This window comes from Yoonia litorea (genome assembly GCF_900114675.1).
GTDB classification, from domain to species: domain Bacteria; phylum Pseudomonadota; class Alphaproteobacteria; order Rhodobacterales; family Rhodobacteraceae; genus Yoonia; species Yoonia litorea.
Genome location: NZ_FOZM01000001.1, coordinates 990,178 through 1,015,215, shown reverse-complemented (window position 1 = coordinate 1,015,215; position 25,038 = coordinate 990,178). Strand labels below are relative to the sequence as shown.

Annotated in this window: 24 protein-coding genes; 13 read left to right on the top strand and 11 right to left on the bottom strand. The window is 59.9% G+C overall.

Translation table 11 applies throughout. The features are described from left to right. The first annotated feature begins 101 nt into the window (after positions 1-101). Positions 102-1,412, top strand: coding sequence for an MFS transporter (locus tag BM316_RS05360; protein ID WP_090204914.1), 1,311 nt, complete (start codon positions 102-104; stop codon positions 1,410-1,412). On the opposite strand, the gene BM316_RS05355 is transcribed toward BM316_RS05360, so the two are convergent. Continuing rightward, entirely contained in the window at positions 1,409-2,296 is an 888-nt protein-coding gene (locus BM316_RS05355) for a DMT family transporter (protein ID WP_090204911.1), read from the bottom strand. The two genes, BM316_RS05360 and BM316_RS05355, sit on opposite strands and share 4 nt — an antisense overlap. A gap of 81 nt (positions 2,297-2,377) precedes the next feature. Between BM316_RS05355 and BM316_RS05350 the strand changes: the two genes are divergently transcribed. The 4 genes from BM316_RS05350 (at position 2,378) to BM316_RS05335 (ending at position 5,626) form a co-directional block, all read left to right on the top strand. Then, positions 2,378-4,231 (top strand): ABC-F family ATP-binding cassette domain-containing protein, encoded by a 1,854-nt coding sequence (locus BM316_RS05350; protein WP_090204908.1) that lies wholly within the window; start codon positions 2,378-2,380, stop codon positions 4,229-4,231. 78 nt (positions 4,232-4,309) lie between these two features. After that, positions 4,310-4,939, top strand: a complete 630-nt coding sequence (locus BM316_RS05345; protein WP_090204905.1) for a MarC family protein — start codon at positions 4,310-4,312, stop codon at positions 4,937-4,939. Positions 4,940-4,955: 16 nt separating this feature from the next. Continuing rightward, positions 4,956-5,534: a retropepsin-like aspartic protease family protein gene (locus tag BM316_RS05340; RefSeq protein WP_090204902.1), complete on the top strand. Its 579-nt coding sequence runs from the start codon at positions 4,956-4,958 to the stop codon at positions 5,532-5,534. Beyond that, on the top strand, positions 5,531-5,626 hold the full coding sequence (locus tag BM316_RS05335; RefSeq protein WP_090204900.1) for a DNA polymerase III subunit chi: 96 nt from the start codon (positions 5,531-5,533) through the stop codon (positions 5,624-5,626). Before BM316_RS05340 ends, BM316_RS05335 begins: the two co-directional genes overlap by 4 nt. Here BM316_RS05335 and BM316_RS05330 read toward each other — a convergent pair. Both BM316_RS05330 and BM316_RS05325 read right to left on the bottom strand, forming a co-directional pair. Beyond that, entirely contained in the window at positions 5,612-6,079 is a 468-nt protein-coding gene (locus tag BM316_RS05330) for a DNA polymerase III subunit chi (RefSeq protein ID WP_090204897.1), read from the bottom strand. The two genes, BM316_RS05335 and BM316_RS05330, sit on opposite strands and share 15 nt — an antisense overlap. A gap of 67 nt (positions 6,080-6,146) precedes the next feature. Beyond that, positions 6,147-7,613, bottom strand: coding sequence for a leucyl aminopeptidase (locus BM316_RS05325; protein ID WP_090204894.1), 1,467 nt, complete (start codon positions 7,611-7,613; stop codon positions 6,147-6,149). Positions 7,614-7,775: 162 nt separating this feature from the next. On the opposite strand from BM316_RS05325, the gene lptF reads away from it, so the two are divergent. The 6 genes from lptF to rsmA are packed head-to-tail and all read left to right on the top strand — an operon-like array spanning position 7,776 to position 15,123. Next, positions 7,776-8,885: an LPS export ABC transporter permease LptF gene (gene lptF, locus BM316_RS05320; RefSeq protein ID WP_090204892.1), complete on the top strand. Its 1,110-nt coding sequence runs from the start codon at positions 7,776-7,778 to the stop codon at positions 8,883-8,885. After that, positions 8,882-9,976, top strand: coding sequence for an LPS export ABC transporter permease LptG (gene lptG / locus BM316_RS05315; RefSeq protein ID WP_090204889.1), 1,095 nt, complete (start codon positions 8,882-8,884; stop codon positions 9,974-9,976). Before lptF ends, lptG begins: the two co-directional genes overlap by 4 nt. Further along, entirely contained in the window at positions 9,976-12,075 is a 2,100-nt protein-coding gene (locus BM316_RS05310) for an LPS-assembly protein LptD (protein WP_090204886.1), read from the top strand. The genes lptG and BM316_RS05310 overlap by 1 nt, the downstream gene beginning before the upstream one ends. After that, on the top strand, positions 12,072-13,313 hold the full coding sequence (locus tag BM316_RS05305) for a peptidylprolyl isomerase (protein ID WP_242649767.1): 1,242 nt from the start codon (positions 12,072-12,074) through the stop codon (positions 13,311-13,313). The genes BM316_RS05310 and BM316_RS05305 overlap by 4 nt, the downstream gene beginning before the upstream one ends. Further along, positions 13,313-14,281 carry a 4-hydroxythreonine-4-phosphate dehydrogenase PdxA gene (pdxA, locus tag BM316_RS05300; RefSeq protein ID WP_090204883.1) on the top strand — a complete coding sequence of 323 codons (969 nt, stop codon included), beginning with the start codon at positions 13,313-13,315 and terminating at the stop codon, positions 14,279-14,281. Before BM316_RS05305 ends, pdxA begins: the two co-directional genes overlap by 1 nt. After that, entirely contained in the window at positions 14,278-15,123 is an 846-nt protein-coding gene (gene rsmA / locus BM316_RS05295) for a 16S rRNA (adenine(1518)-N(6)/adenine(1519)-N(6))-dimethyltransferase RsmA (protein ID WP_090204881.1), read from the top strand. The genes pdxA and rsmA overlap by 4 nt, the downstream gene beginning before the upstream one ends. Positions 15,124-15,256: 133 nt before the next feature. On the opposite strand, the gene BM316_RS05290 is transcribed toward rsmA, so the two are convergent. The 7 genes from BM316_RS05290 to BM316_RS05260 all read right to left on the bottom strand — a co-directional run bounded on the left by BM316_RS05290 (position 15,257) and on the right by BM316_RS05260 (position 21,619). Beyond that, positions 15,257-15,775, bottom strand: coding sequence for a DUF4167 domain-containing protein (locus BM316_RS05290; protein ID WP_090204879.1), 519 nt, complete (start codon positions 15,773-15,775; stop codon positions 15,257-15,259). 226 nt (positions 15,776-16,001) lie between these two features. Continuing rightward, positions 16,002-16,817 (bottom strand): peptide chain release factor N(5)-glutamine methyltransferase, encoded by an 816-nt coding sequence (gene prmC, locus BM316_RS05285; RefSeq protein WP_242649827.1) that lies wholly within the window; start codon positions 16,815-16,817, stop codon positions 16,002-16,004. A 55-nt stretch (positions 16,818-16,872) separates the two neighbouring features. After that, a complete protein-coding gene (gene prfA / locus BM316_RS05280; protein ID WP_090204873.1) occupies positions 16,873-17,928 on the bottom strand; it encodes a peptide chain release factor 1 in 1,056 nt (351 codons plus the stop codon). 18 nt (positions 17,929-17,946) lie between these two features. Continuing rightward, the gene (locus BM316_RS05275) at positions 17,947-18,378 is read right to left on the bottom strand and encodes a DUF1499 domain-containing protein (protein ID WP_165606541.1); all 432 of its coding nucleotides are present in this window, start codon (positions 18,376-18,378) and stop codon (positions 17,947-17,949) included. Positions 18,379-18,471: 93 nt separating this feature from the next. Continuing rightward, complete coding sequence (gene speB, locus BM316_RS05270; protein ID WP_090204870.1) at positions 18,472-19,413, bottom strand: agmatinase; 942 nt, start codon at positions 19,411-19,413, stop codon at positions 18,472-18,474. Continuing rightward, entirely contained in the window at positions 19,413-20,381 is a 969-nt protein-coding gene (speB, locus tag BM316_RS05265; RefSeq protein ID WP_090204867.1) for an agmatinase, read from the bottom strand. Before speB (BM316_RS05265) ends, speB (BM316_RS05270) begins: the two co-directional genes overlap by 1 nt. A gap of 77 nt (positions 20,382-20,458) precedes the next feature. Beyond that, the gene (locus tag BM316_RS05260) at positions 20,459-21,619 is read right to left on the bottom strand and encodes a M20 aminoacylase family protein (protein ID WP_090204865.1); all 1,161 of its coding nucleotides are present in this window, start codon (positions 21,617-21,619) and stop codon (positions 20,459-20,461) included. A 64-nt stretch (positions 21,620-21,683) separates the two neighbouring features. Here BM316_RS05260 and mazG point away from each other — a divergent pair, with 64 nt between their 5' ends. Further along, entirely contained in the window at positions 21,684-22,505 is an 822-nt protein-coding gene (gene mazG / locus BM316_RS05255) for a nucleoside triphosphate pyrophosphohydrolase (RefSeq protein ID WP_090204863.1), read from the top strand. 1 nt (position 22,506) lies between these two features. Beyond that, the gene (locus BM316_RS05250) at positions 22,507-23,223 is read left to right on the top strand and encodes an SDR family NAD(P)-dependent oxidoreductase (protein WP_090204859.1); all 717 of its coding nucleotides are present in this window, start codon (positions 22,507-22,509) and stop codon (positions 23,221-23,223) included. On the opposite strand, the gene BM316_RS05245 is transcribed toward BM316_RS05250, so the two are convergent. Then, entirely contained in the window at positions 23,220-25,034 is a 1,815-nt protein-coding gene (locus tag BM316_RS05245; RefSeq protein ID WP_090204856.1) for an ABC-F family ATP-binding cassette domain-containing protein, read from the bottom strand. The genes BM316_RS05250 and BM316_RS05245 overlap by 4 nt on opposite strands. Positions 25,035-25,038 lie beyond the last annotated feature (4 nt).

Sequence of the window (25,038 nt, the reverse complement as noted above, 5' to 3'; positions counted from 1 at the left end):
GGGGCATAGCGCCCGTCATAAGAATGGCAGCGCCCTATCACGGCCCAAAGTTGTTGAAAACCCAAATTGCGCAAGCCAAAACCGTCCGCTAGCCTGAGGTCATGTTCGCGCTCATGCTCCACCCTGTTTTTGGCAAACTTTTCGCAGCACAGGTGCTGGCGCTTGTGGGAACAGGCCTGCTCACCGTGGCGTTGGGGCTTCTGGCATTTGATCTTGCCGGGGCAGCCGCTGGTGGCGTTTTGGCCACGGCCTACACCATCAAGATGGTGGCCTATGTCGGCCTGTCCCCGATTGCCGGGGCCATCGTCTCTAACCTGCCACGCAAATGGGTGCTGATCGTTGCCGATGCCGCACGCGGTGTGGTAGCGCTCGCCCTGCCCTTCATCACGGACATCTGGCAGATTTATCTGGCGATTTTCCTGCTGCAAACCGCAAGCGCCGTCTTTACGCCAACCTTTCAGGCCACGATCCCCGACGTCCTTGAGGATGATGACGATTATGCCAAGGCGCTGTCGCTGTCGCGTCTGGCGTATGATCTGGAAAATCTGTTGAGCCCGGCCATCGCGGGTCTTCTGTTGCTGGTGATGAGTTATCACTGGCTCTTTGGCGGCACGGTTATTGGTTTTCTGGTGTCCTCCGCTGTGATTGCGATGACAGCGGTGCCGGGTCGTGGGGTACGCAAGCAACGCCCGTTCCGCGAACGCCTGACCAGAGGTGTCCGCATCTATCTTGCCACGCCACGTTTGCGCGGCTTGTGGTCTCTGACGCTGACCGCGGCCGCTGCCAGCGCCTTTGTCATCGTCAACACCGTCGTTGTTGTGCGCAACGGCTATAGCGGCAGTGAGTCCGATGTGGCGTTGGCGCTTGCTGTCTTTGGCGGTGGATCAATGGTCGCGGCCTTCGCCCTGCCCGGTCTGCTGCGCAGGCTGTCAGACCGGCCCGTGATGGTCGGCGGTGCCGTGATGATGACCGCGCTGATGGGGCTTCTTGTGATCTTTGAGCCCGGCTGGATCATGTTTCTGGTCTTCTGGTCTCTGATCGGGCTGGCCTATGCAGCCGTCGTCACCCCGCAAGGGCGGCTTTTGCGCCGCTCGGCCCACCACGATGACCAGCAAGCGGTCTTTACCGCGCAATTTGCGCTGTCGCACATCTGTTGGCTCATTACATATCCCATCGCCGGGGCGACGATGACCGCTTGGGGTATGCGTCCTGCATTGGCGGTTCTGGGTCTCGTTGCAATTGCGGGGCTTTTGCTCGCCTTCTACTTTTGGCCCAAGGGCGACCCGGACGAGGTCACCCACACCCATGATGACCTTCCTGATGATCACCCGCATCTGCACGGTCAGGGCCATACCCACCGTCACGCGCTGATCATCGACGACGAACATCACAACTGGCCGAACCGGCGCTAGCTGCGGCGTCTGGCCGGAACCACTTCCAGAACGCCCGCGGCCACGACCAGAATGCCCCCGATCAACTGCGGCGTTGTCAGGTGTTCACCGATCAGAACCGCCGCCGAGACGGCCGCGACCGGCACCTCGACCATCAGCAGAATACTGGTCCGTGCCGGATCAAGGCGCGGTGTGGCCCACATGATCCCGATCAGCAGGCAGGCCCACCAGAATGCGCCTGTCGCGAAGACCACGGCCATGAGTGAAACCGGCGCGGCAATGTCTGCGACGTCCGGCGGACCGCTCAGTAGGGGCGCAAGACACAAGCCCCCGAGAAAGGCCCCGCCGACAAAGACAAACCCGCCACCCACAGGCGGCAACGGCGGACGCACACGGATGCCTATGCTCGCAACAGCCCAGCACAGCCCTGCAAGCAGCCCCAACCATTCGCCAATGGCCCGCGGGATCGGCAGGTTTCCCTCGCCGCCCAACATGACCGCCAGGCCTGCCAGACCACAGATAAGAACCAGAACGCGCATCGGCGTGATCGGCCAGCCCATCCACCAGCGCCCCAGCAGTGTCGCCCAGACCGGTGCGAGAAAGAACAGGATCACCACAACCGCGACCTGTCCGTAAACATAGCTGACAGAGTAAAGAAGAAACGCAAAGCCGCCCAACGCGGTCGATGCCAGCGCCAGCCGGTCAGCGGCCAGCAATGTCCGCCGTGCTTTCCAGCCGAAGGGTGCAAGCACAAGTGTTCCGGCCAGGCCAGCCGCCACACTCCCCCAAGCGCCGCGCAGCCCGAGGTCTTCGATCTCGCGCACCGGCATCCAGTAAAGCCCCCAGAAAACTCCCGAGACCAGCACGATCAAAGAGGAAAGCAAGACGGCGCGCGACATATCCATGCCCGACCTCTAGCGGGAGGCGGAAAAGAACGCCATCCCTCCCCATTGACCGCGCATCAGTGATCCATCATAGCGCCACTCATGCTCAAGATTTCCGACATCACCTATTCCGTCGAAGGCCGCACATTGGTCGAGAACGCCACTGTGACGATCCCCACCGGCCATAAGGTGGGTCTTGTGGGGCGCAACGGCTCTGGCAAGACAACGCTGTTCAAGGTGATCCGCGGGGAAATGGTGCTCGATACCGGCAATGTCAGCCTGCCCAAGGGCTGGAAGATCGGCGGTGTCAGTCAGGAAGTTCCCGGCAACGAGGTGAGCCTGATCAACACGGTGCTCGACGCCGACACCGAACGCGCCGCCCTCTTGGCAGAGGCCGAAACTGCCACCGATCCCACCCGTATCGCCGAAGTGCAGACGCGACTTGCCGATATCGACGCCTGGTCGGCAGAGGCCCGCGCTGCCACCATCCTGCGCGGTCTCGGCTTCACTCCCGAAGAGCAACTGATGCCCTGCTCGGCCTTCTCAGGCGGCTGGCGCATGCGCGTGGCCCTTGCCGCCGTGCTCTTTTCCGAACCGGATTTGCTGCTGCTGGACGAACCGACCAACTACCTCGACCTTGAAGGCGCGCTCTGGCTAGAGGCCTACCTCGTCAAATACCCGCATACAGTGCTCATCGTCAGCCACGACCGCGAGCTTCTCAACCGCTCCGTGGGCGGCATCCTGCACCTCGAAGACAAGAACCTGATCTACTACACCGGCCCCTACGATACATTCGCCAAACAGCGCGCGGCCAACCGCGCGGTGCAGGCGGCGGCGGCCAAGAAACAGCAGGCGCAGCGCGAACATCTGCAGGCCTTTGTAGACCGTTTCAAAGCCAAGGCTTCAAAGGCGAAACAGGCGCAATCGCGCGTGAAGATGCTGGAAAAGATGGAAACGATCCGTGCGCCCGAAGATGCCGCGCGCACCGTCTTCACCTTCCCCGAACCCGAAGAGCTTTCGCCCCCCATCATCGCCACCGAAGGCGCGGCCGTGGGCTACGGCAACCATATCGTCTTGCAAGACCTCAATCTGCGGATTGATCAGGACGACCGGATCGCGCTTCTGGGACGCAACGGCGAAGGCAAATCCACGCTCTCAAAGATGCTTTCAGACCGCCTGCCCGTCGCGCGCGGCAAGATGGTGCGCTCCAACAAGCTGCGCATCGGCTTTTTCGCCCAGCATCAGGTGGATGAACTGAGGGTCGAGGAAACACCGCTGCAACACCTGCTGCGCGAACGCCCCGCTGAGGGTCAGGCCAAACTGCGCGCACGTCTGGCAGGCTTCGGTCTTGGGGCAGATCAAGCCGAAACCGAGGTCGGCCGCCTCTCAGGCGGCCAAAAGGCCCGCCTGTCTTTGCTGCTGGCGACCTTGCCAGCGCCACATCTGTTGATTCTCGACGAACCGACCAACCACCTCGATATCGAAAGCCGCGAAGCACTGGTCGAGGCGCTGACCGCCTATTCGGGTGCGGTGATCCTCGTCAGCCACGACATGCATCTTCTGTCGATGGTCGCTGACCGCCTCTGGCTGGTCAAAGACGGGCATGTGAAACCCTATGAGGAAGACCTGCAGGCTTACCGCAAAATGCTCCTCTCGGTCGACAAGCCTGCGGACAAACCCAAACCGGCGACACCAAAAACCGCCAAACCCAGTCGCGAGGCGATCATGGCGCTGCGCTCGGATGTGCGCAAATGTGAAGAACGGGTCAATAAAATCAACGAGATGCGCGACAAACTTGCCAAGAAACTTGCCGACCCCGCCCTCTATGAAGACGGGAAGGCTGGCGAACTTGAGACATGGAACAAGAAATACGCCGAAGTCATGGACGGGCTTGAACGGGCAGAGGCGCTCTGGATGGCCGCCCTTGAAAAACTCGAAAAGGCCGAAAGCGCCTGATCATCACCTTGCCAAAAATACTCCCGCCGGAGGCATCCAACGCTCGCCAAAGGCACCAACCTCTGACACTCTCGTTCCATGACTGAACTTGCCGCGCTGATCACAGCCTTTACCACCCTTTTCATCATCATTGATCCACCTGGCCTTGCGCCGGTCTTTATCGCGCTGACGCAAGGCATGAGTGCAGCACAGCGGCGCGCCATTGCTCTGCGTGCCTTTCTTGTGGCCGCGGCCCTGATGATGCTGTTTTTGTTCACTGGCGAAGCGGTCTTGGAATTCATCGGTATTTCGATGGATGCGTTCCGGATCGCCGGTGGCATCCTGCTGTTTCTGACCGCACTCGATATGCTGTTTCAGAAACGGCAGGCACGGCGCGAAGAAAGCGCGGCGGAAGGTCAAGCAGAACACCATGATGATCCATCGGTCTTCCCGCTGGCGCTGCCTCTCATCGTGGGGCCAGGGGCGATCACGACAGTTATTCTGCTTGCTGGCCAGTCCGAAGGCGCTGCCGATCTCTTCGCTGTTGCTGCGGTGGTGCTTTCGGTTCTCGTGATTGTTTTTCTTGCCTTTCTTGCCGCCCCTGCGATCGAACGGATTTTGGGCAAAACAGGCCTGAACATCGTAACGCGTGTTCTGGGTATGCTGCTGGCAGCCCTCGCCGTTCAATTCGTCCTCGACGGGCTGAGGGGCTTTGGTATCGGCGGATAAGACCTATATGTAGGTCATGGAAACCGATCAATTCATGCAACTGACCTATCTGGTGCTGCTGGGGCTCGCGATTGCTGGCTCGGCTATTGTCGCCGGACGCAACAATCTTGGTAAGATGGCGCAGCAGGCGGTCGTCTGGGCGCTGATCTTTGTGGGCGTGATCGCCGCTTACGGGCTCTGGGACGATGTGCGCAATGACGTCGCCCCGCGTCAGGCCGTGATCGAAGGCGGGACTATCGGCGTTCCGCGCAGCCCTGACGGGCACTACCATCTGACGCTCGACATCAATGGCGAACCGGTCCGCTTTGTGGTCGATACCGGAGCCACGCAGATGGTGCTTTCACAACGTGACGCGGCAAGGATCGGGCTTGATCCGGCCAGTCTGGATTATGTCGGGCGCGCGTTTACCGCCAACGGCGAGGTGCGGACAGCTCCCGTCATCCTCAGTGAGGTCAGTCTCGAAGGCATCACTGACCGCGGTGTTCAGGCCGTTGTCAACGGAGGGGCCATGGATAGCTCGCTTCTGGGAATGAGCTATCTGCGGCTTTGGGACCGCATTGAAATCGCTGACAATCAATTGGTGCTACAAAGATGATCCGTGCGCTTTTTCTCATGATCCTTCTGGCCGCCTGTGCCCCGCAACCGGACGCACTGCCAGAGGATTTTGACGCGTCATTCGCTTTCTGAGGTTGTTTCCGCCTTCTTGACCCAGCGTCCGCCGTCTTGCGCCCAATACTGGGCCTGACAACCGGCACTGGTCAGCGTTTTCCACTGTCCACGGGCGTTCTGCACCGCATCACCGTCCTGACCGTCAAACAGCACACAGACCCGTTCGCAACTCTTGACCTCGGCGGCTGAAACATCGGCACCCGCGACGGCCATCACACAAGAGAACCCGTCACTCGGCACGTCTCCGAGCAAAATCGGCTGGTCGGCATCATGAGGACCGCCTGCAATGCCATGGGGCAGAAAACTGTCCTCGGGTCGTTCCCACAGAACCGCGTCCAACCGTTCCAGCAGCGCCTGATCAGTGCCGCGCACCAAGACCCGCCAGCCCACATCACGCGCCTTGCCCAAAAGCATGGGCAAGGTCACCTCAAGCGGTGTTTCGGTCAGATGGTAGAAATAGACAGCGCCCACGCAGCTTCACTTCTCATGTTATTCAGGATCGCCGGGCCTAAGACGCGCGCCTTCGCCCCCGGCGTCCTTAACTTTCGTAGTTGTCAGCAATCAACCTATTCAGCGCAAGAACACCCCAGCCGGTCGCACCGGCAGGCGCAAGGGCGGTCTCTTTCTTGACCGAGGCCGTGCCTGCGATATCAAGGTGCGCCCACGGCACATCATCTTTGACAAATCGCTGCAGGAACTGCGCGGCTGTGATTGATCCGGCGGGACGTCCGCCCACGTTCTTCATATCCGCAATGCGCGATTTGAGCTGTTCGTCATAGGCTTTCGACAGTGGCAGACGCCATGCGCCCTCACCCTCGGCTTGCGCCGCTTTCAGGAACTTGCCGCTCAGCTCGTCGGAATTGGAAAAGACACCCGCATTCTCATGTCCAAGCGCGATGATCACGGCGCCTGTGAGCGTCGCGAGATTGATCATCCCCACAGGTTTGAACCGCTCTTGCGCATACCAGAGCACATCAGCCAGCACCAAACGGCCCTCGGCATCGGTGTTGATGATCTCGACGGTATCACCCTTCATGGATTTGACGACGTCGCCGGGACGTGTGGCCGTGCCGGAAGGCATGTTTTCGACCAGCCCGACCAGCCCCACGACATTGGCCTTGGCCTTGCGCAAAGCTAGCGCGCGCATCACACCGGCGACCACACCGGCCCCGCCCATGTCCATCGTCATGTCTTCCATACCGCCCGCAGGCTTGAGGCTGATCCCGCCCGTGTCAAAGACAACACCCTTGCCGACAAAAGCGAATGGCGCTTCATCGCCACCGCCATTCCACGACATCACAACTACCTTCGAGGGGCTCTCTGACCCCTGCCCCACGCTAAGCAATGTGCGCATCCCCAGCTTCTTGAGGTCATCTTCCTCAAGGATCTCCACGTCCAGCCCGATCTCCTGCATCGCGGCAAGACGGGCCGCAAAATCATCTGTGGTCAGGACATTCGCAGGCTCGTTGATCAGGTCGCGGGTAAAGAACACACCCTCAGCAATCGCCGCCAACGGGCCAGCAGCCTTGGCGACTTCTTCGGGCTTTGCCACCATAAAGCAGACTTTGCCCTTGGCTTTTGGGTCGGCCGTTTTATGGGCATCAAACTTGTAGTCGCGCAACGCCAGCCCCAAGGCGATTTCTTCGGCGCGCCCGATCCCGCCAGCCAGAACAAGCAAATCACCCTCGCCGCGTGATTTGGCGATCTGCGCGCCTGCCTTGCGCGCCTCTTCCAACGATGGTCTGCGACCCAGCTTCACCACGCAAAGCGCCTCTGCCGCAAGGCCCGTCGGATAGGCCAGCACCCGCAAATCACCGGCAGCCATTTTCTCAAAGGCGTCGCTTTCGACGAACCTGGCGACAGACTTGCGTGTCAGCGCGTTGAGCTTGCGGGCGCTTTTGTCGAGCTTGCCGTCCATCCCTGCAAAGACGATCACACGGCCAGTGCGGTCGGCCATGCCGTCGAGGTTGATCTCGTCAAAAGTGATCTCTGCGGGGGTGGTCATGGTTGCTCCTTGTTCAAATCTCGCCTGGCTTGCGGGCCAAGCTAGCTTGCCCCCCTGATAATGACCAGATAGCAGTTCAATACGCCGCAGGCTTGCGATAGTTTGCCTAAGATTAAGCACTGACTGAAAAGGGAAAAGAGGGTGGCACGTTTCGACAGATATATGCTGTCCCAACTCCTCGTGCTCTTCGGGTTCTTCAGCCTTGTCCTGATCCTGATCTACTGGATCAACCGCGCTGTAATCCTTTTCGATCAGCTGATCGCTGACGGTCAGTCCGCTGGCGTTTTTCTTGAATTCACCGCCCTTTCGCTGCCCGCTGTCATCCGTCTTGCCTTGCCGCTCGCAGCCTTTGCAGCAGCCGTCTATGTCACAAACCGCATGTCAACGGAATCAGAGCTCACGGTCGTTCAGGCGACAGGCTATTCGCCGTTTCGGCTGGCAAGGCCAGTGCTTTACTTCGGGGTCATCGTGGCGGTGATGATGTCGGTTCTGATGCATGTTCTTGTGCCTCTCAGCAGTGCACGACTGGCCGAGCGAGAGGCCGAGATCGCACAGAATCTGACCGCACGCCTTCTGACCGAGGGCCAGTTTATCGAACCCGTTGACGGTGTGACCTTCTACATCCGCGAAATCACACCGGAAGGCGAACTGAAAGATATCTTCCTGTCTGATCTGCGTGCACCAGAGGAAGAAGTCACCTACACCGCCTCCAGCGCGTTTCTTGTGCGGGATGTGCGCGAAACGCAGTTGGTGATGATCGGCGGCATGGTCCAGACCCTACGAAAATCGGACCAGCGGCTTTTCACCACACGGTTTGAGGACTTCGCCTACAATATCGGCAACCTGATTGAGGCACCAAGCGCGGTGCGTCTGCGCGACTCGCATCTCAGCACGTTGGCCTTGCTGAACCCTACACCGGAACTGGAAGAAGCCACACGGCGCACGGCGGCGGAACTGATCGCGCGGGGCCATGACCGTTTCAGCCAGTCGATCCTTGGCACTGTTGCCGCACTTTTGGGGTTTTCGACCCTCATGGTCGGCGGCTACAGCCGTTTTGGTGTGTGGAAACAGATCACAGCCGCAATTTTCCTGATCATTCTGGTCAAAGCGGTCGAAACAGTCGGGCTGAACACCGCACGCAGTGATCCCGCCCTCTGGTTTGCAACTTACCTTTCGAATGCGGTTGGTTTTGTGATTGTCGGCATCCTGCTGGTCTGGGCAAGCAAGCCTGCGTTTCTTACGCGCAAACCACGGTTGGAGGCGCGCACATGATCCTCCACCAGTATTTCGCGAAACGGTTTCTCAAAACATTCTTGGGGATCGCGGGGATTTTCTTTCTGATCATCCTTTTTGTCGATCTGGTGGACCAGTTGCGGCGCTTCAGCAGCGCGGATGCTGGCTTTACCGACATTCTTGTGCTCAGCCTTCTCAACGTGCCAGAGGCCGTCTATCGCATCATGCCGTTGATCATCATTCTTTCCAGTATCGCGCTGTTTCTCAGCCTTGCGCGATCCTCGGAAATGGTCGTCACACGCGCCTCCGGTCGGTCTGCACTGAAAGCATTGATCGCACCTTTGGTCGTCGCACTTGGGATCGGTGTCATCTGCGTTGCGGTTTTCAATCCCATTGTGGCCGCAACATCCAAACAATCTGAGGCCAGAGGTGACGCACTGCGCGGCAACGACTCTGTCCTGTCGATCGGATCCTCTGGCCTTTGGTTGCGGCAAGGCAATGCCGATGGGCAAACCGTGATCCGCGCAGAAAGCGCCAATCTCGACGGCACTGCATTGCGTGATGTGACCTTTCTGACCTTCCTGCCGGATGGCACGCCATTGCGGCGTGTCGAGGCACGCACTGCCGCCCTCCTGCCGGGTGTCTGGTCACTCACAGATGCAAAGATCTGGCCGCTGTCTGACACGGCAATTCCAGAGGCCGCAGCCAGCACATCCGGTGCGCTCTCGATCGCTTCGACACTGACAGCGGATCAGATCCGCGACAGCTTCGGGACCCCCTCCTCTATCCCGATCTGGGAACTTCCCGCCTTTATTGATCGACTGCGGGCAGCCGGGTTTTCGGCACAGCGCCACCTGGTCTGGTTTCACACCGAACTAGCCCTACCCATCTTTCTTTTGTCGATGGTCCTCATCGGGGCGAGCTTCACGTTGCGCCACCAGCGCGGCGGACGGACGGGTCTGATGGTTCTGTTTGCGGTTATTCTGGCCTTTATCATCTATTTCATCCGCAACTTTGCCTTGGTCCTTGGTGAAAACGGCCAACTGCCAGCCGTACTGGCAGCATGGGCTCCACCACTTGCAGCGATTGGGCTGTCGTTGGGCGCGCTTTTGCACAGTGAGGACGGTTGATGCGGTGGCTCGCGTTCCTGATCGTGCTGATCTGGCCTACCTTCGGGTTCAGTCAATCCGCCGCTAACCTGATTGCCGACAGCGTCAGACTGACAGCAGATGGCCGCCTTGTGGCCGAAGGCAACGTCGAGGCGTTTTACGGCGACACCCGTCTCACCGCCAGCCGCGTGGTCTATGATCCTGAGACCGACAGGCTGCGACTGGACGGGCCAATTGTGATCAGGGCCGAAGACGGGACAATCCTGACAGCCAACCAGGCCGATATTGATCCGACGTTGGAAAACGGCATCCTGCAGGGTGCACGTATCGTGCTCGACCAGCAGCTGCAGATCGTGGCCAACCAGCTTGACCGCCAGGAGGGGCGGTTTTCGCAACTCTATAAAACATCGGCGACCTCATGCCGCGTCTGCGGCGACCGCCCCCCGCTTTGGGAAATCAGGGCCGAACGGGTGATCCACGACGATATCTCCCGGCAACTGTATTTCCAGAACGCCAGTTTCCTGATCAGAGGCGTGCCTGTCATCTGGTTGCCACGGATGCGCCTGCCAGATCCCACACTGTCACGGGCGACAGGCCTTTTGGTCCCACAGCAACGCAACACCAACCGTCTCGGCTTTGGACTGAAACTGCCGTATTTCATCACCCTGGGTGACAGCCGCGACCTGACACTGACACCTTACATTTCACCAGAAACACGCACGCTGGAATGGCGCTACCGGCAAGCCTTCCGCAACGGTTTCCTGCGTGCCGAAGGGGCTTTCAGCGATGACACGCTTTTTGACGGCACCCGCGCCTATCTTTTTGCCGAAGGCGATTTTGCCCTGTCGGGCGGCTACCAACTGGCCTTCGATATCGAAAGCACCAGCGATGCAGGTTATCTCAGTGCGTATAACTATTCCGAGAAAGACCGCCTCGACAGCGCAATCAGCCTGACAAAGGTCACCGACGACCAACTGTTCCAGACGCGCCTGACGTTCTTTGAAACACTGCGCGATGACGAGTCCCGCGCCTCACTGCCACCCATCGTCGCTGATCTGAGCTACACAGGCCGCAAAGCAGGCCCTGACGGCAGCGTATTCGTCTATGAAGCCGGTCTTGATGCAGCCTACCGCACCAGCAATGTCGCAGGCGATGCAGGCCGCGACCTTCTCAGAGCAGGCGGCTACGCAGGCTGGCAAAAAGACTGGGTGCTGCGCAACGGAATGCTCATCACCGCCACGACCGGCGCAAGAGCAGATGTCTTTGCCGTGGCCGACGATCCGGCCTTTGAAAGCGTGGCCCTGCGCTTTGTCCCATCGGCGAACCTGACCCTGCGCTGGCCCTTGATCCAGAACAGTGCTGGCGGCACCGTCCAGATCATCGAACCCGTCGCACAACTGGCCTGGGCCGAAAGCTTCGGTGACCGCCCCCCGAACGAAGACAGCACCCGCACGGAACTTGACCGCGCAAATCTTCTGGCGCTGTCGCGATTTGCAGGCGAGGACGCCGTCCAGACCGGCGTTCAGGCCGCGGCCGGTCTGGTCTGGAGCCGCTACGGGGCCAAAGGACTCGACACCACGCTCACGGTAGGGCGCATTCTGCGGCAAGAGGCCGATGACCGCTTCACACCGTCGTCAGGACTGGAAGAGGCCCAATCCGACTGGCTGATCGCAGGCCAGATCGTTGCCGAAGGAGGCTTCCTTTTCGACGCCCGCAGCCTTTGGGATGACGATGACGGGCTGAACGTGGCCGACAGCCGGATCACATGGCGAAACGACTGGATCACGCTGGGCGCAAATTACATCTGGCAAGGCCCCGATGCCTCTGAAAACCGCCCCGATACGATCTCGGAATGGACTGTCGATTCCGCCTTTGCGCTCAGCGACGCGTGGACGGTCGATCTGGATGCCCGCTACGACATCGCCGCAGACCGCCCTGTCAGTGCCGGCATCGGACTGGAGTGGCGCAACGAATGCGTGACCATCGACGTTTCGGCCTCGCGCCGCTTTGCGTCCTCAGATACAATCGCGCCAACAACAACATTTGGGATCAGCGGCAGTATCGGCGGCTTTTCCACAGGGCGCGCTGCGGGCGGGCTGACGACAGGATGCGGAAATTGAAGACAATCAAGAGTATGATGATGCGTTTGACGAATGTGAAAGCTGTCTGTCTTGCTGTAATTTTTGGCTGTTCGATGGTCTTGCCAGCCTCGGCGCAAGGACAACTGACACCGGTCATCAGCGTCAACGACAGGGTCATCACACAGTATGAGCTGACCCAAAGGCGGCTTTTGCTGGATGCCTTCAACACCCCAGGCGACCTGACACAACAGGCACGCGAAACACTGATCGAGGATCGCCTGAAACAGCAGGAACTTTCCCGCTTCGGTGTCAGCCTGCCGCCAGAGACGCTGGACGAAGAACTCGAAGCCTTTGCCAGCCGCGCCAATCTCACGCTGGACCAGTTTCTGAATGTGCTGGGACAGCGCGGCATCGACCCGGCAACGCTGCGTGACTACGTGGCAACCGGTGTGCTCTGGCGCAACTTCGTCCGCAGCCGGTTCAACCGCGAAGTCACCGTGACAGAGGCGGATATTGATCGTGCGATTGCGCGGCAAGGTGCGGCACCCACACAAATCGAATTGCTCCTGTCGGAAATCATCATCCCGATCACACCGCAAAACGAAACCCGCGCCCGCGAGGTTGCCGGTCGCATTGCCCAGATCAGGAGTTTTGACGAATTCTCGCGCGCTGCAAGTCAGGCCTCTGCACTGCCATCACGCGAAAACGGCGGGCGTATCGACTGGGTCCCTGCATCCAACTATCCGCCCCAGATCGCCACGACGCTTCTTGATCTGTCGGTCGGAGAGGTCACCGAGCCGATTGAATTGCCAAACGCGATTGCGCTCTTCCAAAAGCGCGGCCAACGCGAGGCGCGCAGACCGGTCACACCGCCTGCGAGCATCGACTACGCAGCCTATTACATCCCTGGCGGGCAAAGCGCAGCCGCACAGCAGATCGCCGCAAATGTTGCCGCGCAAGTCGATGTCTGTGATGATCTTTACGGGATCGCCAAGGATCAGCCGCGCGAAGTGCTTGATCGCGAAACCCGCGCGCCATCCGAAATCCCTGGCGATATCGCATTGGAACTCGCACAGCTTGATCCGGGCGAGATTTCGACAAACCTGACGGCAAACAACGGTCAGACACTGGTGTTCCTGATGCTTTGCGCGCGCAACCAGATCGCCGGGGCCACCACGGACCGCGAAGCAATCGGCAACCAGATCCGCGGTCAACGGCTCACGGCGCTGGCAGATGCTTTGATCGCCGACCTGCGTGCGGCAGCCGATATCCGCTGATGCGTCCAATTGCGATCAGTTGCGGGGAACCGGCAGGGATCGGACCTGAAATTGCGGCGACCGCATGGCAGGCGCTCGGCGCTGATATCCCGCTTGTCTGGCTGGGGGACCCGCGGCATCTGCCAAAAGATACCCCGATCCATGAAACCGATGATCCGCAAGATCAACGGCCCGGCAAACTCTCGGTGCTGCCGCGCGACTTCGGCCCTGCGGCTGTCGCAGGGCAAGCTAACCCGGCGCATGCGCAAGGGGTGATCGACGCCATCGCAGACAGCGTCCGGCTGGTGCAGGACGGCACCGCCCGCGCCCTCTGTACCGCGCCCATCCACAAGGCCGCACTGATTGATGGTGCAGGCTTTGCCTATCCGGGCCATACCGAGTTTCTGGCGGCTCTGGCAGGCACCAGCCAGGTCGTGATGATGCTTGCCTGTGACATGCTTCGCGTTGTGCCGACCACCATCCATATCCCGCTTGCCGATGTGCCGCAGAACCTGACCGCAAGCCTCCTGACCGACACGATCCTGATCACCCATGGCGCCCTCAAGCGCGATTTCGGGATCGCTGCGCCGCGCATTGCCGTTGCCGGACTGAACCCCCATGCAGGTGAGGACGGCAAGATCGGCCTTGAAGAGCGCGAGATGATCACGCCGGTGCTGGACGCGCTGCGCAATGAAGGCTTCGACATTGCGGGGCCGATGTCGGCTGACACCATGTTCCACGCAGGCGCACGCAGCGCATATGATGCGGCGGTCTGCATGTATCACGATCAGGCATTGATCCCTATCAAGACGCTGGATTTCTCGGGCGGGGTGAATGTGACCCTCGGGTTGCCTTTCATTCGCACGTCTCCCGATCATGGCACTGCCTTTGACATCGCGGGCAAGGGGATTGCGGATGCGACCTCGATGATCGCCGCAATCCGCATGGCAGCGGGCATGGCCGATGCACGCGAAGGTGCCGCAAAGTGAGCGGCATCGACAATCTGCCCCCCTTGCGCGAGGTGATCGCCACGCATGGGTTGGCCGCAAAGAAATCATTGGGGCAGAACTTCCTGCTCGACCTCAATCTGACGGCGAAGATTGCGCGACTTGCGGGCGACGTGAAGACCGCGGATGTGCTCGAAGTTGGCCCCGGTCCGGGTGGCCTGACGCGCGGGCTACTTGCCGAAGGCGCAAGACGTGTTCTGGCGATCGAGAAAGACCCCCGCTGCCTACCCGCCTTGGCCGAGATCAGCGCTGCCTACCCCGACCGTCTTGAGGTGATCGGCGGTGACGCGCTTGAGGTCGATCCGCTGGCCCATCTCACACCCCCCATCAAGATCGCGGCCAACCTGCCCTATAACGTGGGCACGGAACTTTTGGTCCGCTGGCTCACACCACCGCAATGGCCCCCCTTCTGGGACACGCTGACGCTGATGTTCCAACGTGAAGTAGCGCTGCGCATCACCGCGACCCCCGGCAGCAAGGCCTACGGACGTCTGGCACTTCTGGCGCAATGGCGCAGTGACCCTCGAATTGTACTGGAACTACCGCCGGAGGCGTTCAGCCCGCCTCCCAAGGTCAACTCTGCCGTGGTCCACCTGACAGCCCTGCCCGCCCCGCGCTACCCTGCCGACCCCGCAACGCTCAACCGCGTGGTCAGCACGGCTTTCAACCAGCGGCGCAAGATGCTGCGCTCTGCGCTGAAATCACTGCACCCCGACATCGAGGACATCCTGCAATCCGCAGGCATCAAACCCACCGAACGGGCCGAGCAGGTTGGACTTGAGGCCTTCTGCGCCCTCGCGCGCGCGCTCGACGCGGCAGGCTAGCCCCTTCATCTTGGCAGAAAAACTCCCGCCGGAGGCATCCGGCATCTGCCACAGCGCGCCGCCCGTTCGTGGCTGAAGCGGTCCACTCGTTTCCAAGACACCACTCACCCCCCGAAACCGGAGGGCTGATCTGTTATTCTGCGGCTTCCGGCGCGTCAGGCGTGGGCTGTTCGGCCTGCTGGGGTTTGGGCTTGCGCGGCGCGCGCGGCTTGCGCTCGCGCTTGGGCTTTTCTTCCGGCGTATCGACAAGGCCGCTGTCGCTGTCAGACACGTCGGGCTGTTCCATGCTGCCGGGATCATTGGCAGCCGCTTCCTGCGCTTTCAGACGCTCTGCGCGTTCGCGGTCACGTTCTGCCTGACGCTGGCGGTTCTGTTCTTCCTGCTCTTCGCGCTTGGCCTCGACCTCGCGCTGCGCCTCGGCCAGCATCCGCGTGTAATGCTCTGCGTGCTGGGCATAGTTCTCGGCATCAACCCGGTCGCCTGACAAAACGGCATCACGATGAAGCTGGTTGTATTTCTCGATAATCTGCTGCGGCGTGCCGCGCACCTTCCCATCCGGGCCGGAGCTGTCGAATACCCGATTGATGATATTCCCGCCCGACGGACGGTTGTTGCGGTTTTTATTCCGCGACCGTGACTTCGATGATCTCATGCGTTTTTAAAAGCCTTTGGCTGTCATTGCTTTGGCCATGTTACGCAGATCATCTGCGCGGTTTACTGTGGCCCTGCGATGTTTTGGCGACTGATCGGAGGGGGGTTCGGTGGCGAGCCGCGTCCCTGCCGATACCTAAGGAATAAGCATGCAGCCCCCCTCAAGACAAGCCCAAAACCCCACTTTTAAGCATTTGAGCCTAAATTTGCGCCTAAAATCCGGTAATTTACTGCTTTTTGCCGATCACGACCCGATCACGGCCATCCAGATCAGGAATCACTTCGACCTCTGCAAGCCCGGCGTCCCGCATCATGGCCGCAACTGCCTTCCCTTGCGTCATCCCGATCTCGACCAGTAGACGCCCGCCCTTGCGCAGGTGATCCGGTGTTGCTGCAATAATCCGCGCATAAGCGCTCAATCCGTCAGCTTCATCCGTCAGCGCCATGCGCGGCTCAAAAAGCCTGACTTCAGGTTGCAGCGCGTCCATTTCGTCAGCTGCGATATAGGGCGGGTTCGACACGATCAGATCGTATTCACCGCCGATAGCCTCAAACCAATTTGAAACCTCAAAATGCACGCGGGTGTCCACGCCCAAAGCAGCTGCATTGCTTGCCGCAACCTGCAGGGCTGCAGGCGACAGATCGGTCGCCACGCCGGTTGCCTCTGGCCGCTCGGCCAGCAATGTCAGGATGATCGCCCCCGATCCGGCCCCCAAATCCAGCACATCAACAAAGGGCATCTTCAGCGCCTCTGCCACCAGCACTTCGGTTTCGGGGCGCGGATCAAGCACGCGGCTGTCCACCTCAAAGCGACGGCCAAAGAATTCGCGATACCCAAGGATATGGCTCACAGGCTCACCCTGACGGCGGCGTCCTGCGTAGACAAAAGCCTGATCCACGCAATCGGCGGTGATCTCATCCTGTGCATGCAGGCTCAATCGCTGCACGGGCACCCCCATCGCATGTGCCAAAAGCAACCGCGCCTCGCGCGCGGGGTTTTCAACGGGCGCAACTGCCGGCACTGCGTCAGGGCCGCCTTTCAGAAACGCGACAAGCTGCGCAATGGTTTGCTGGACTGTCGCGTCAGACACCCTAGGGCTAAGCCCCCATCTCGGCCAGAAGGGTCGCCTGTGCATCCGCCTGCAAGGCGTCGATGACTTCACCAAGATCGCCCTGCATCACCTGCCCAAGCGAATAGAGCGTCAGGTTGATACGGTGGTCCGTCATGCGCCCCTGCGGGAAGTTGTACGTGCGAATCCGCTCAGAGCGGTCCCCGGACCCGACCTGAGATTTCCGGTCGGCAGACCGTTCACTGTCGATCCGCTGGCGCTCCAGATCGAAAAGACGTGTCTTCAGAACCTGCATCGCAATCTCGCGGTTGCGGTGCTGCGACTTCTCTGAACTGACAACGATGATCCCTGTCGGTACATGCAGGATGCGCACGGCTGAATCGGTTGTGTTCACGTGCTGGCCGCCCGATCCTGACGCGCGCATTGTATCGACACGGATATCTGACGGGTCGATGTGAATGTCCACATCCTCCGCCTCTGGCAGCACAGCCACCGTCGCAGCCGATGTATGAATGCGCCCGCCGCTTTCGGTCTCAGGCACGCGCTGCACACGGTGTACGCCGCTTTCATATTTCAAACGCGCAAACACACCCTCGCCCGCGATCCGCGCGACAACTTCCTTGATCCCGCCGACCTCGGTTTCGCTTTGTTCAAGGATTTCAAACTTCCAGCCCTGCCCTTCGGCATAGCGCTGATACATTCGCAAAAGATCACCCGCGAACAGCGATGCCTCATCGCCACCTGTCCCGGGACGGATTTCCAACAAGGCAGGCCGTCCGTCGGCTGCATCCTTTGGCAAAAGGGCCAGTTGCACGTCATGCTCTGACGCTTCAAGCCGTTCGCGCAATTCCGGCAGTTCCATCTCTGCCAGTTCACGCATTTCAGGGTCTTTCAGCATCGCCTCGGCATCGGCGATTTCCTGCAGCAGATCCTTATAGGCCGTCACCGTTTCGACTACTGGACGCAGCTCGGCATATTCCTTGCCCAGCTTGGCAATATCACTGCCAGCACTGCCGTCGGCCATTTTCGCCTCCAGAAACTGGAAACGGTCGATCAGGGTTTCGATTTTATCTGCTGCGATCATGGCGACTGAAGTGGCCGATCAAAGCGGTTCGGTCAAGGGGCCAAGACTGTCGAGCCAGCCTTGGATACGCGCCTTGTTCACACCCATGTCAGACCGACCGAAACGCAAGCGGCCATAGACGATCAACAGATCATTCTCGACCGTGACGGTGGTGTAGTCAGGAAAGCCCCAGATCAGCGACCGTGTTTCGAACGTCAAAAGCCGCTCGGCGACGCTCCCTGCCAGCAAGGTTGTGCGCGGCGTTGCCAGCGCGCGTTGCTCGAAGGCGGCAAGAACCTCCACAGCCGGTGCCGTGATCCGGCGCACAGCGGTAAAGCCGCCTTCATCCTGCTGGTCTGATGGCTCTGTCGCTGTGGGACGGTTGTGCCAGCGATCAACACTGGTCGGCGCGAGCCGGATATAAAGCATCGGCCCCGCTATCAGGACCAAGACGATGATCAAAATGCGCATTTGCGCCTCTCTTTGGGTGAAATAACCTGTGCAGACGGGTTGTGTACGGCCTGTGTACAGCTGGTGTACGCACTGTGTACGCCCAGTGCACCCTTAACGGTAGGGCACCCCTGGCAAAATCGAGAGCATTTCGAACATCAGATTTGCCCCCGTCAGCGCGGTATTGCCAGAGGGATCATAAGGCGGAGACACCTCGACCAGATCGCAGCCCACAATGTTCAGCCCCCGTAGTCCACGGATCAGTTCCATTGCCTGAGGGGTTGTCAATCCGCCGATTTCCGGCGTGCCGGTTCCGGGCGCATAGGCAGGATCGAGACTGTCGATATCATAGGTGATGTAACACGGCTGATCGCCTATTTTCTCTTTTATTTCAGCGGCTAAAGGCGTCAGCGACTTATGCCAGAGCGATGGTGCAAGATACTGGTTGAACCCCCAGCCCGCCGCCTCGTTGAAGTCATCAGCGGTATAGCCGGTACCGCGCAAACCGATCTGGAAAACCTTGTCAGGCGTGATGATCCCTTCTTCATAGGCGCGGCGGAAAACCGTGCCATGGGTCTCGCGCTCGCCAAACATCTCGTCGTTGACATCCGCATGGGCATCGACATGCACCAAAGCCAAAGCCCCATGCTTCGCCGCCACAGCCCTGAGCACCGGCAACGTCAACGTATGATCCCCACCCAGCGTCATTGGGATGAAATCATGCTTCAGGTGTGCGGCATAAGTCTTTGTAATAATGGAAATAGTGTCGCTCAGCGAAAACGTGTTGATCGGCACATCACCAAGGTCGGCACACTGCAAAGCATCAAAAGGCGCAGCGCCTGTCTGGATATTATAGGGCCGGATCATGGCGGATTGTTCGCGCAATTGCTTGGGGCCCATGCGGGTGCCGGAGCGCCAACTGGTCCCGATATCCATGGGAATGCCCAGAAACCCGACGTCGAGGCCTTCGGCGGTCGCGGCCTCCGGCAACCGCATAAAGGTCTGCGGCCCCGAAAACCGCGCAAGATCATTCCCTGAAATCGGTTGGTTCGGCATCACTTTTTCCTTTTATTCCAAAGCGCAAGGCAACACAGCTCTGCCGCGACATGGGCACCTGCAATCGCTGTCGCTCCGGTGGTGTCATAGGGCGGCGACACCTCAACCACATCGCCGCCAACCATATTGATCCCAGCAAGATCGCGCAGGATCGCGGCCACCTGCCATGTCGCAAGCCCACCCCAGACAGGTGTCCCCGTTCCGGGCGCGAAGGCCGGATCAAGCGCGTCGATATCAAAGGTCACATATGTGGGATGGTCACCGACCTTGGCCTTGATCTCTTTGGTGACCCAGGCGGCCCCTTTTTCATGCGCAGTGCGCGCGTCAATGAAAGGCATACCGCAATAGTCTTCGCAGTCCGTCCGGATGCCCACCTGCACCGACCGCGTCACATCCACAAGCCCCAGCTTGACGGCTTTATACATGAACGTCCCATGGTCAATCCGGTCCATATCATCATCGGGCCAAAGGTCGGAGTGTGCGTCAAACTGAACGACCGACATCGGACCGTATCTTGACGCGTAAGCCTTCAGGATGGGTAAGGTAATGAAATGATCCCCACCCAGCGTAATTGATCCGATACCCTGATCCAGAATGCCGCTGATATGGGCCTCAATCAGCTTTGGTACACCGGCCACGTTGGCATAATCAAAAGGCATATCGCCATAGTCAGCGATCGCAAAATCAGTCCAGGGGTCAAAGCCGTCCCATCCAAAGGGCCTGTCACACGGCTGCAACCCCGAAACCTCACGGATGGCACGCGGGCCGAACCGCGTTCCCGGCCGATGGGTGACAGCCTGATCAAAAGGGACACCTGTGACCGCAAGGTCATAGCCCGCAAGGTCCTTGCTGTAGCTGCGCCGCAGGAACGAAGGTGCCCCGCTGAACACATTCTCATGCGACAAGCCCCGGTAATGGGACGTTGTCACTGCCAGATCGACCTGCTCTTTGGCTTTGTCCAAAGTCATCTCACACTTCCTTTCGGCCGCACCCGGACGGCTCTCTTTTCATCTTGGCAAAAAAACTCCCGCCGGAGGCTCCCTATCTATCCACCCAGCGGCAAGGCGCGCTCAACGACACGCGCAAAGAAGCTAGCTCCTGCTGGTGCCGCCTCATCGGCAAAGTCAAAATCGGGGTGATGCCAAGGCGCGCTTGGCCCATTGCCCACAAAAAGGTAAGCCCCTGGCCGTTCCTGCAACATATAGGAAAAATCCTCGGCCCCCATCTCGCGCATCGCATCACCAGTGACGTCTGCGGATACCTCACGCGCCACATCTGTCGCGAAGGCCGTCTTGGCCGGATCATTGATTGTCGCGGGATAGCCGATTTCATAGTCAAGCTCGGCAGTTACATCATAGGCCGCCGCCTGCCCTGCAACGATGCCTTGCAGACGCCGCTGGACCAGTGCCTGCACCTTGGGATCAAAGGTGCGGACGGTGCCGTTGATATAGGCGGTCTCAGGGATGATATTGTCGGCCGAGCCTGTGTGGATTTGTGTGACAGACACCACCAGCGCATCCTCGGCAAAGTTGTTCCGGCTGACGATCGTCTGGATCGCATTGACCATACCGACCGCCGCAACCACAGGATCAGCGGTCTCGTGCGGGAAGGCACCATGGCCGCCCTTGCCCTTGATGTGGATATGAAACGTATCGACTGCCGCCATGATCGGGCCCGGTGTCGTGTAAAAGCTTCCAACGGGTGCATCAGGCGCACAATGCAGGGCATAGACCTCGCGGATGCCAAAACGGTCCATGATGCCTTCTTCGACCATCACGCCGCCGCCACCGCCGGCCTCTTCGGCGGGCTGGAAGATCAGCGCGACGCGGCCAGCGAAATTGCGGGTCTCGGCCAGATAGCGCGCGGCCCCTAAAAGCATCGTCGTATGCCCGTCGTGGCCGCAGGCATGCATCTTGCCCTTGGTGGTTGAGGCATAGTCGAGGCCTGTGGTTTCCTGCATGGGCAGCGCATCCATATCGGCGCGCAAGCCCACAGTTGGCCCCTCACCCTGCCCGTTGACGATGGCCACAACGCCAGAGGTCGCGATCCCTTCGTGGATTTCATCAACCCCGAATGTGCGCAGGCGCTCGACCACAAAAGCCGCCGTTTCATGGCAGGCAAAACCGATTTCGGGATGCTGGTGCAGATGCCTGCGCCAGGCCGTCATGTCGGTGGCAAATTCTGCGATACGGTTGATGACGGGCATCACTGGCACTCCGGCAAGGGTCGGCTTAGGGTGCCAGTGAACACGAAAAACCAGAGGGCATGCAATGGCTGATGACGCGCTGATCCACGATGAAAACGGCGGGATGCCGCGTCTTCTGGAAATCATGCGCCGCTTGCGCGACCCCGCAACGGGTTGCCCATGGGATATCGAACAGGATTTCGACACCATCGCGCCCTACACCATTGAAGAGGCTTACGAAGTTGCCGATGCCATCGCCCGTAAGGACTGGGCAGAACTGGAGGGTGAATTGGGCGATCTTTTGCTGCAAACGGTCTACCATACGCAGATGGGCAGCGAGGCGGGCCATTTCACATTCGACAGTGTCGTGAAAAACATCTCAGACAAGATGGTCGCGCGGCACCCGCATGTCTTTGGCGACGAATCCCGCGATAAATCTGCGGAACAACAGGTGCAGGACTGGGAAAAGATCAAAGCCGCCGAACGTGCGAAGAAAGCCCAGACCCGCACATTGGATGGGGTGGCGATCGGCCTGCCCGCGCTGACCCGTGCCGTGAAGCTCCAGAAACGCGCGGCACGCGTGGAGTTCGACTGGCCTGATACCTCGCATGTCATCGACAAGATTGTTGAGGAAGCAGGCGAGTTGGTCGAGGCGCGCGAGACCCTCAGCCACACAGAGATCACCGAGGAATTCGGGGATCTGCTCTTTGTTGTCGCCAACCTCGCCCGCCACCTTGATATTGACCCGGAAGAAGCACTCCGCGCTGCAAACGGCAAATTCACGCGCCGTTTTGCCGCCATTGAGGATGCATTGGGTGCGCGTGGCAAAACACCGGCAGAAAGCAATCTGGAGGAAATGGATGCGCTTTGGGATGCGGCAAAGCTGAAGGAAAAGGGGCAGTCGTAACATGCAAATGAACAACGTTGTGGCCGTGATTACAGGCGGCGCGTCTGGCCTTGGTGCAGCGACCGCACGGCATTTCGTGGAAAGCGGGGCGCGTGTGACCATTTTTGATCGTGATCCTGCAGGTGCCGGTTTCGCGGAAAAGATCGGCGCTGGTTTCGCAGTCGTCGATGTCACTGATGCCGCAAGCGTTGAGGCCGGACTTGGTCAAGCGGGAGCCATCAATGTCGCGGTCAACTGCGCAGGGATTGCAACCGCCGAAAAGACATTGGGCCGCGAAGGGCCTCATGATCAGGGTCTGTTTGAGCGCACTCTCGACATCAATCTGGCAGGCACTTTCAACGTGGCCCGCCTTGCCGCCGCGCGGATGAAGGATGGCGGCGTGATCATCAACACCGCATCCGTCGCGGCCTTCGAGGGCCAGAAAGGTCAGGCGGCCTATGCCGCATCAAAAGCAGGCATCGCCGGGCTGTCCTTGCCCATGGCCCGTGATCTTGCGCGTGCGGGCATCAGGGTCATGGCGATTGCACCGGGTATCTTCCGCACCCCGATGCTGGAAAGCCTGGGCGAAGAGATCATGGCGGGGCTCGCCAAGGACGTGGTCCACCCTGCCCGACTGGGCGATCCGACCGAATTTGCGGCCCTCGCGCGGTTCATCGTCGAATGCGAGTATCTCAACGGCACGACAATCCGGTTGGATGGCGCGCTGAGGATGCCCTAGCCACCTGCTTTTTCTTCAAGCGTGAGCCACTCGTCCTCAGCCGCCGAGAGGGCCTCTTGGCGCTGGACCAAAGCCTCTGTGGCCTTTTTGAATTTTACAGGTTCGCGGGTGAAAAGCTCGGGATCGGCAAGAAGACCTTCGAGCTTGGTGATCTCGGCAGTCAGGCGGTCAATGACTGATGGGAGCTCTTCAAGCCGGTGTTTCTCGGTAAAGGAAAGCCCCGATTTTGCGGGCTTTGCCGTCGCTGGCTTATCTGTCTTTGGCGCAGGCTTTGGCGTGTCTTTTACCGGCGATCTGGCCTGCGGACCGCGCTGCGCCTGATAGTCACTCCATCCACCGGCATAGGCGGTGGCGCGCCCGTCGCCTTCCATCGCGATGGTGGTCGTGGCAACACGGTCAAGAAAGTCGCGGTCGTGGCTGACAATGATCGCCGTTCCGTCGTAATCGCCCAAGATATCCTGCAAGAGATCCAGCGTTTCGATGTCGAGGTCGTTTGTCGGCTCGTCCAGCACCAGCAGGTTGCTTTCCCGCGCCATCAGACGGGCCAGAAGCAATCGCGCTTTTTCGCCGCCCGACAGTGCCCGCACCGGCGCACGCGCCTGCGTTTCATCAAAAAGAAAATCCTTAAGATAGCCTACCACATGGCGCGGATTGCCCCGCACCATGACCTGATCGGACTTGCCTGAGACGCCAAGCTCTGGATCGTTGGCAAGGTTTTCCCAAAGCGACATGTCAGGATTAAGCGCGGCGCGCGCCTGATCAAAGACAGCGATATCAAGGTTGGTGCCAAGTTTTACGGTGCCCGCATCGGGTTCCAACTGTCCCAACAGCATCTTGACCAGCGTGGTCTTGCCAACGCCGTTTGGCCCGACGAGCGCGATCCTGTCGCCGCGCTGCACCGTCAAATCGAACCCTTTGACAATCTGCTTGCCGTCAAAGGACTTTGTAAGCCCGGACGCCTCAATCACCTTCTTGCCAGAGACAACGCCGCCTTCAAACGCCATCGCCGCTGTGCCTTGCCGTTTGATCTGGGCTGCACGTTCTGCCCGCAGGTCTTGCAATGCACGCACACGGCCCATGTTGCGTTTGCGGCGGGCCGAGATCCCTTCGACCGCCCAACGGGCTTCTGCCTTGATCTTGCGGTTCAGCTTGTGCCGCTGCTGATCCTCTTCTTCCCAGATCTTGTCACGCCAATTCTCGAAATGCTCGAAACCCTGTTCGGCACGGCGCACCTCGCCACGGTCGATCCAAAGCGTGGCGCGCGTGAGGTTGCGCAGGAAGGCGCGGTCGTGGCTGATCAGCACGAAGGCGGCGCGGGTCTGTTTGAGTTCGTTTTCCAGCCAGGCAATGGCTTCGATATCAAGGTGGTTTGTCGGCTCGTCCAGCAGCATCAATTCTGGCGCTTCAGCCATCAGTTTGGCCAATGCTGCACGGCGCCGCTCGCCACCTGATGCGGTTGCGACATCTCCGGCAGGATCGAATTTCAGACCTTCGGCGACCATCTCAACCTTGTAGGCTTCTTCAGGCGGCAGTCCGCTGGCGGCGTAATCACCCAAGGTCGCGCAGCCCGCCATGGCCGGGTCCTGCTCCATATAGCCGACCTGGACCCCCGGCGTGGCAACACGCGTGCCAGTATCGGGCAGGACCAACCCTGCCATCACCTTCATCAAAGTGGATTTGCCAGACCCATTGCGCCCGACAAGCGCCACGCGGTCGCCCGGTTGAACCACAAGCGAAAGGTCGGTGAAAACAGGATCACCCCCGAAAGTGAGGCTGATGTCAGTGAGTTGAAGAAGCGGTGGTCTGGCCATACCC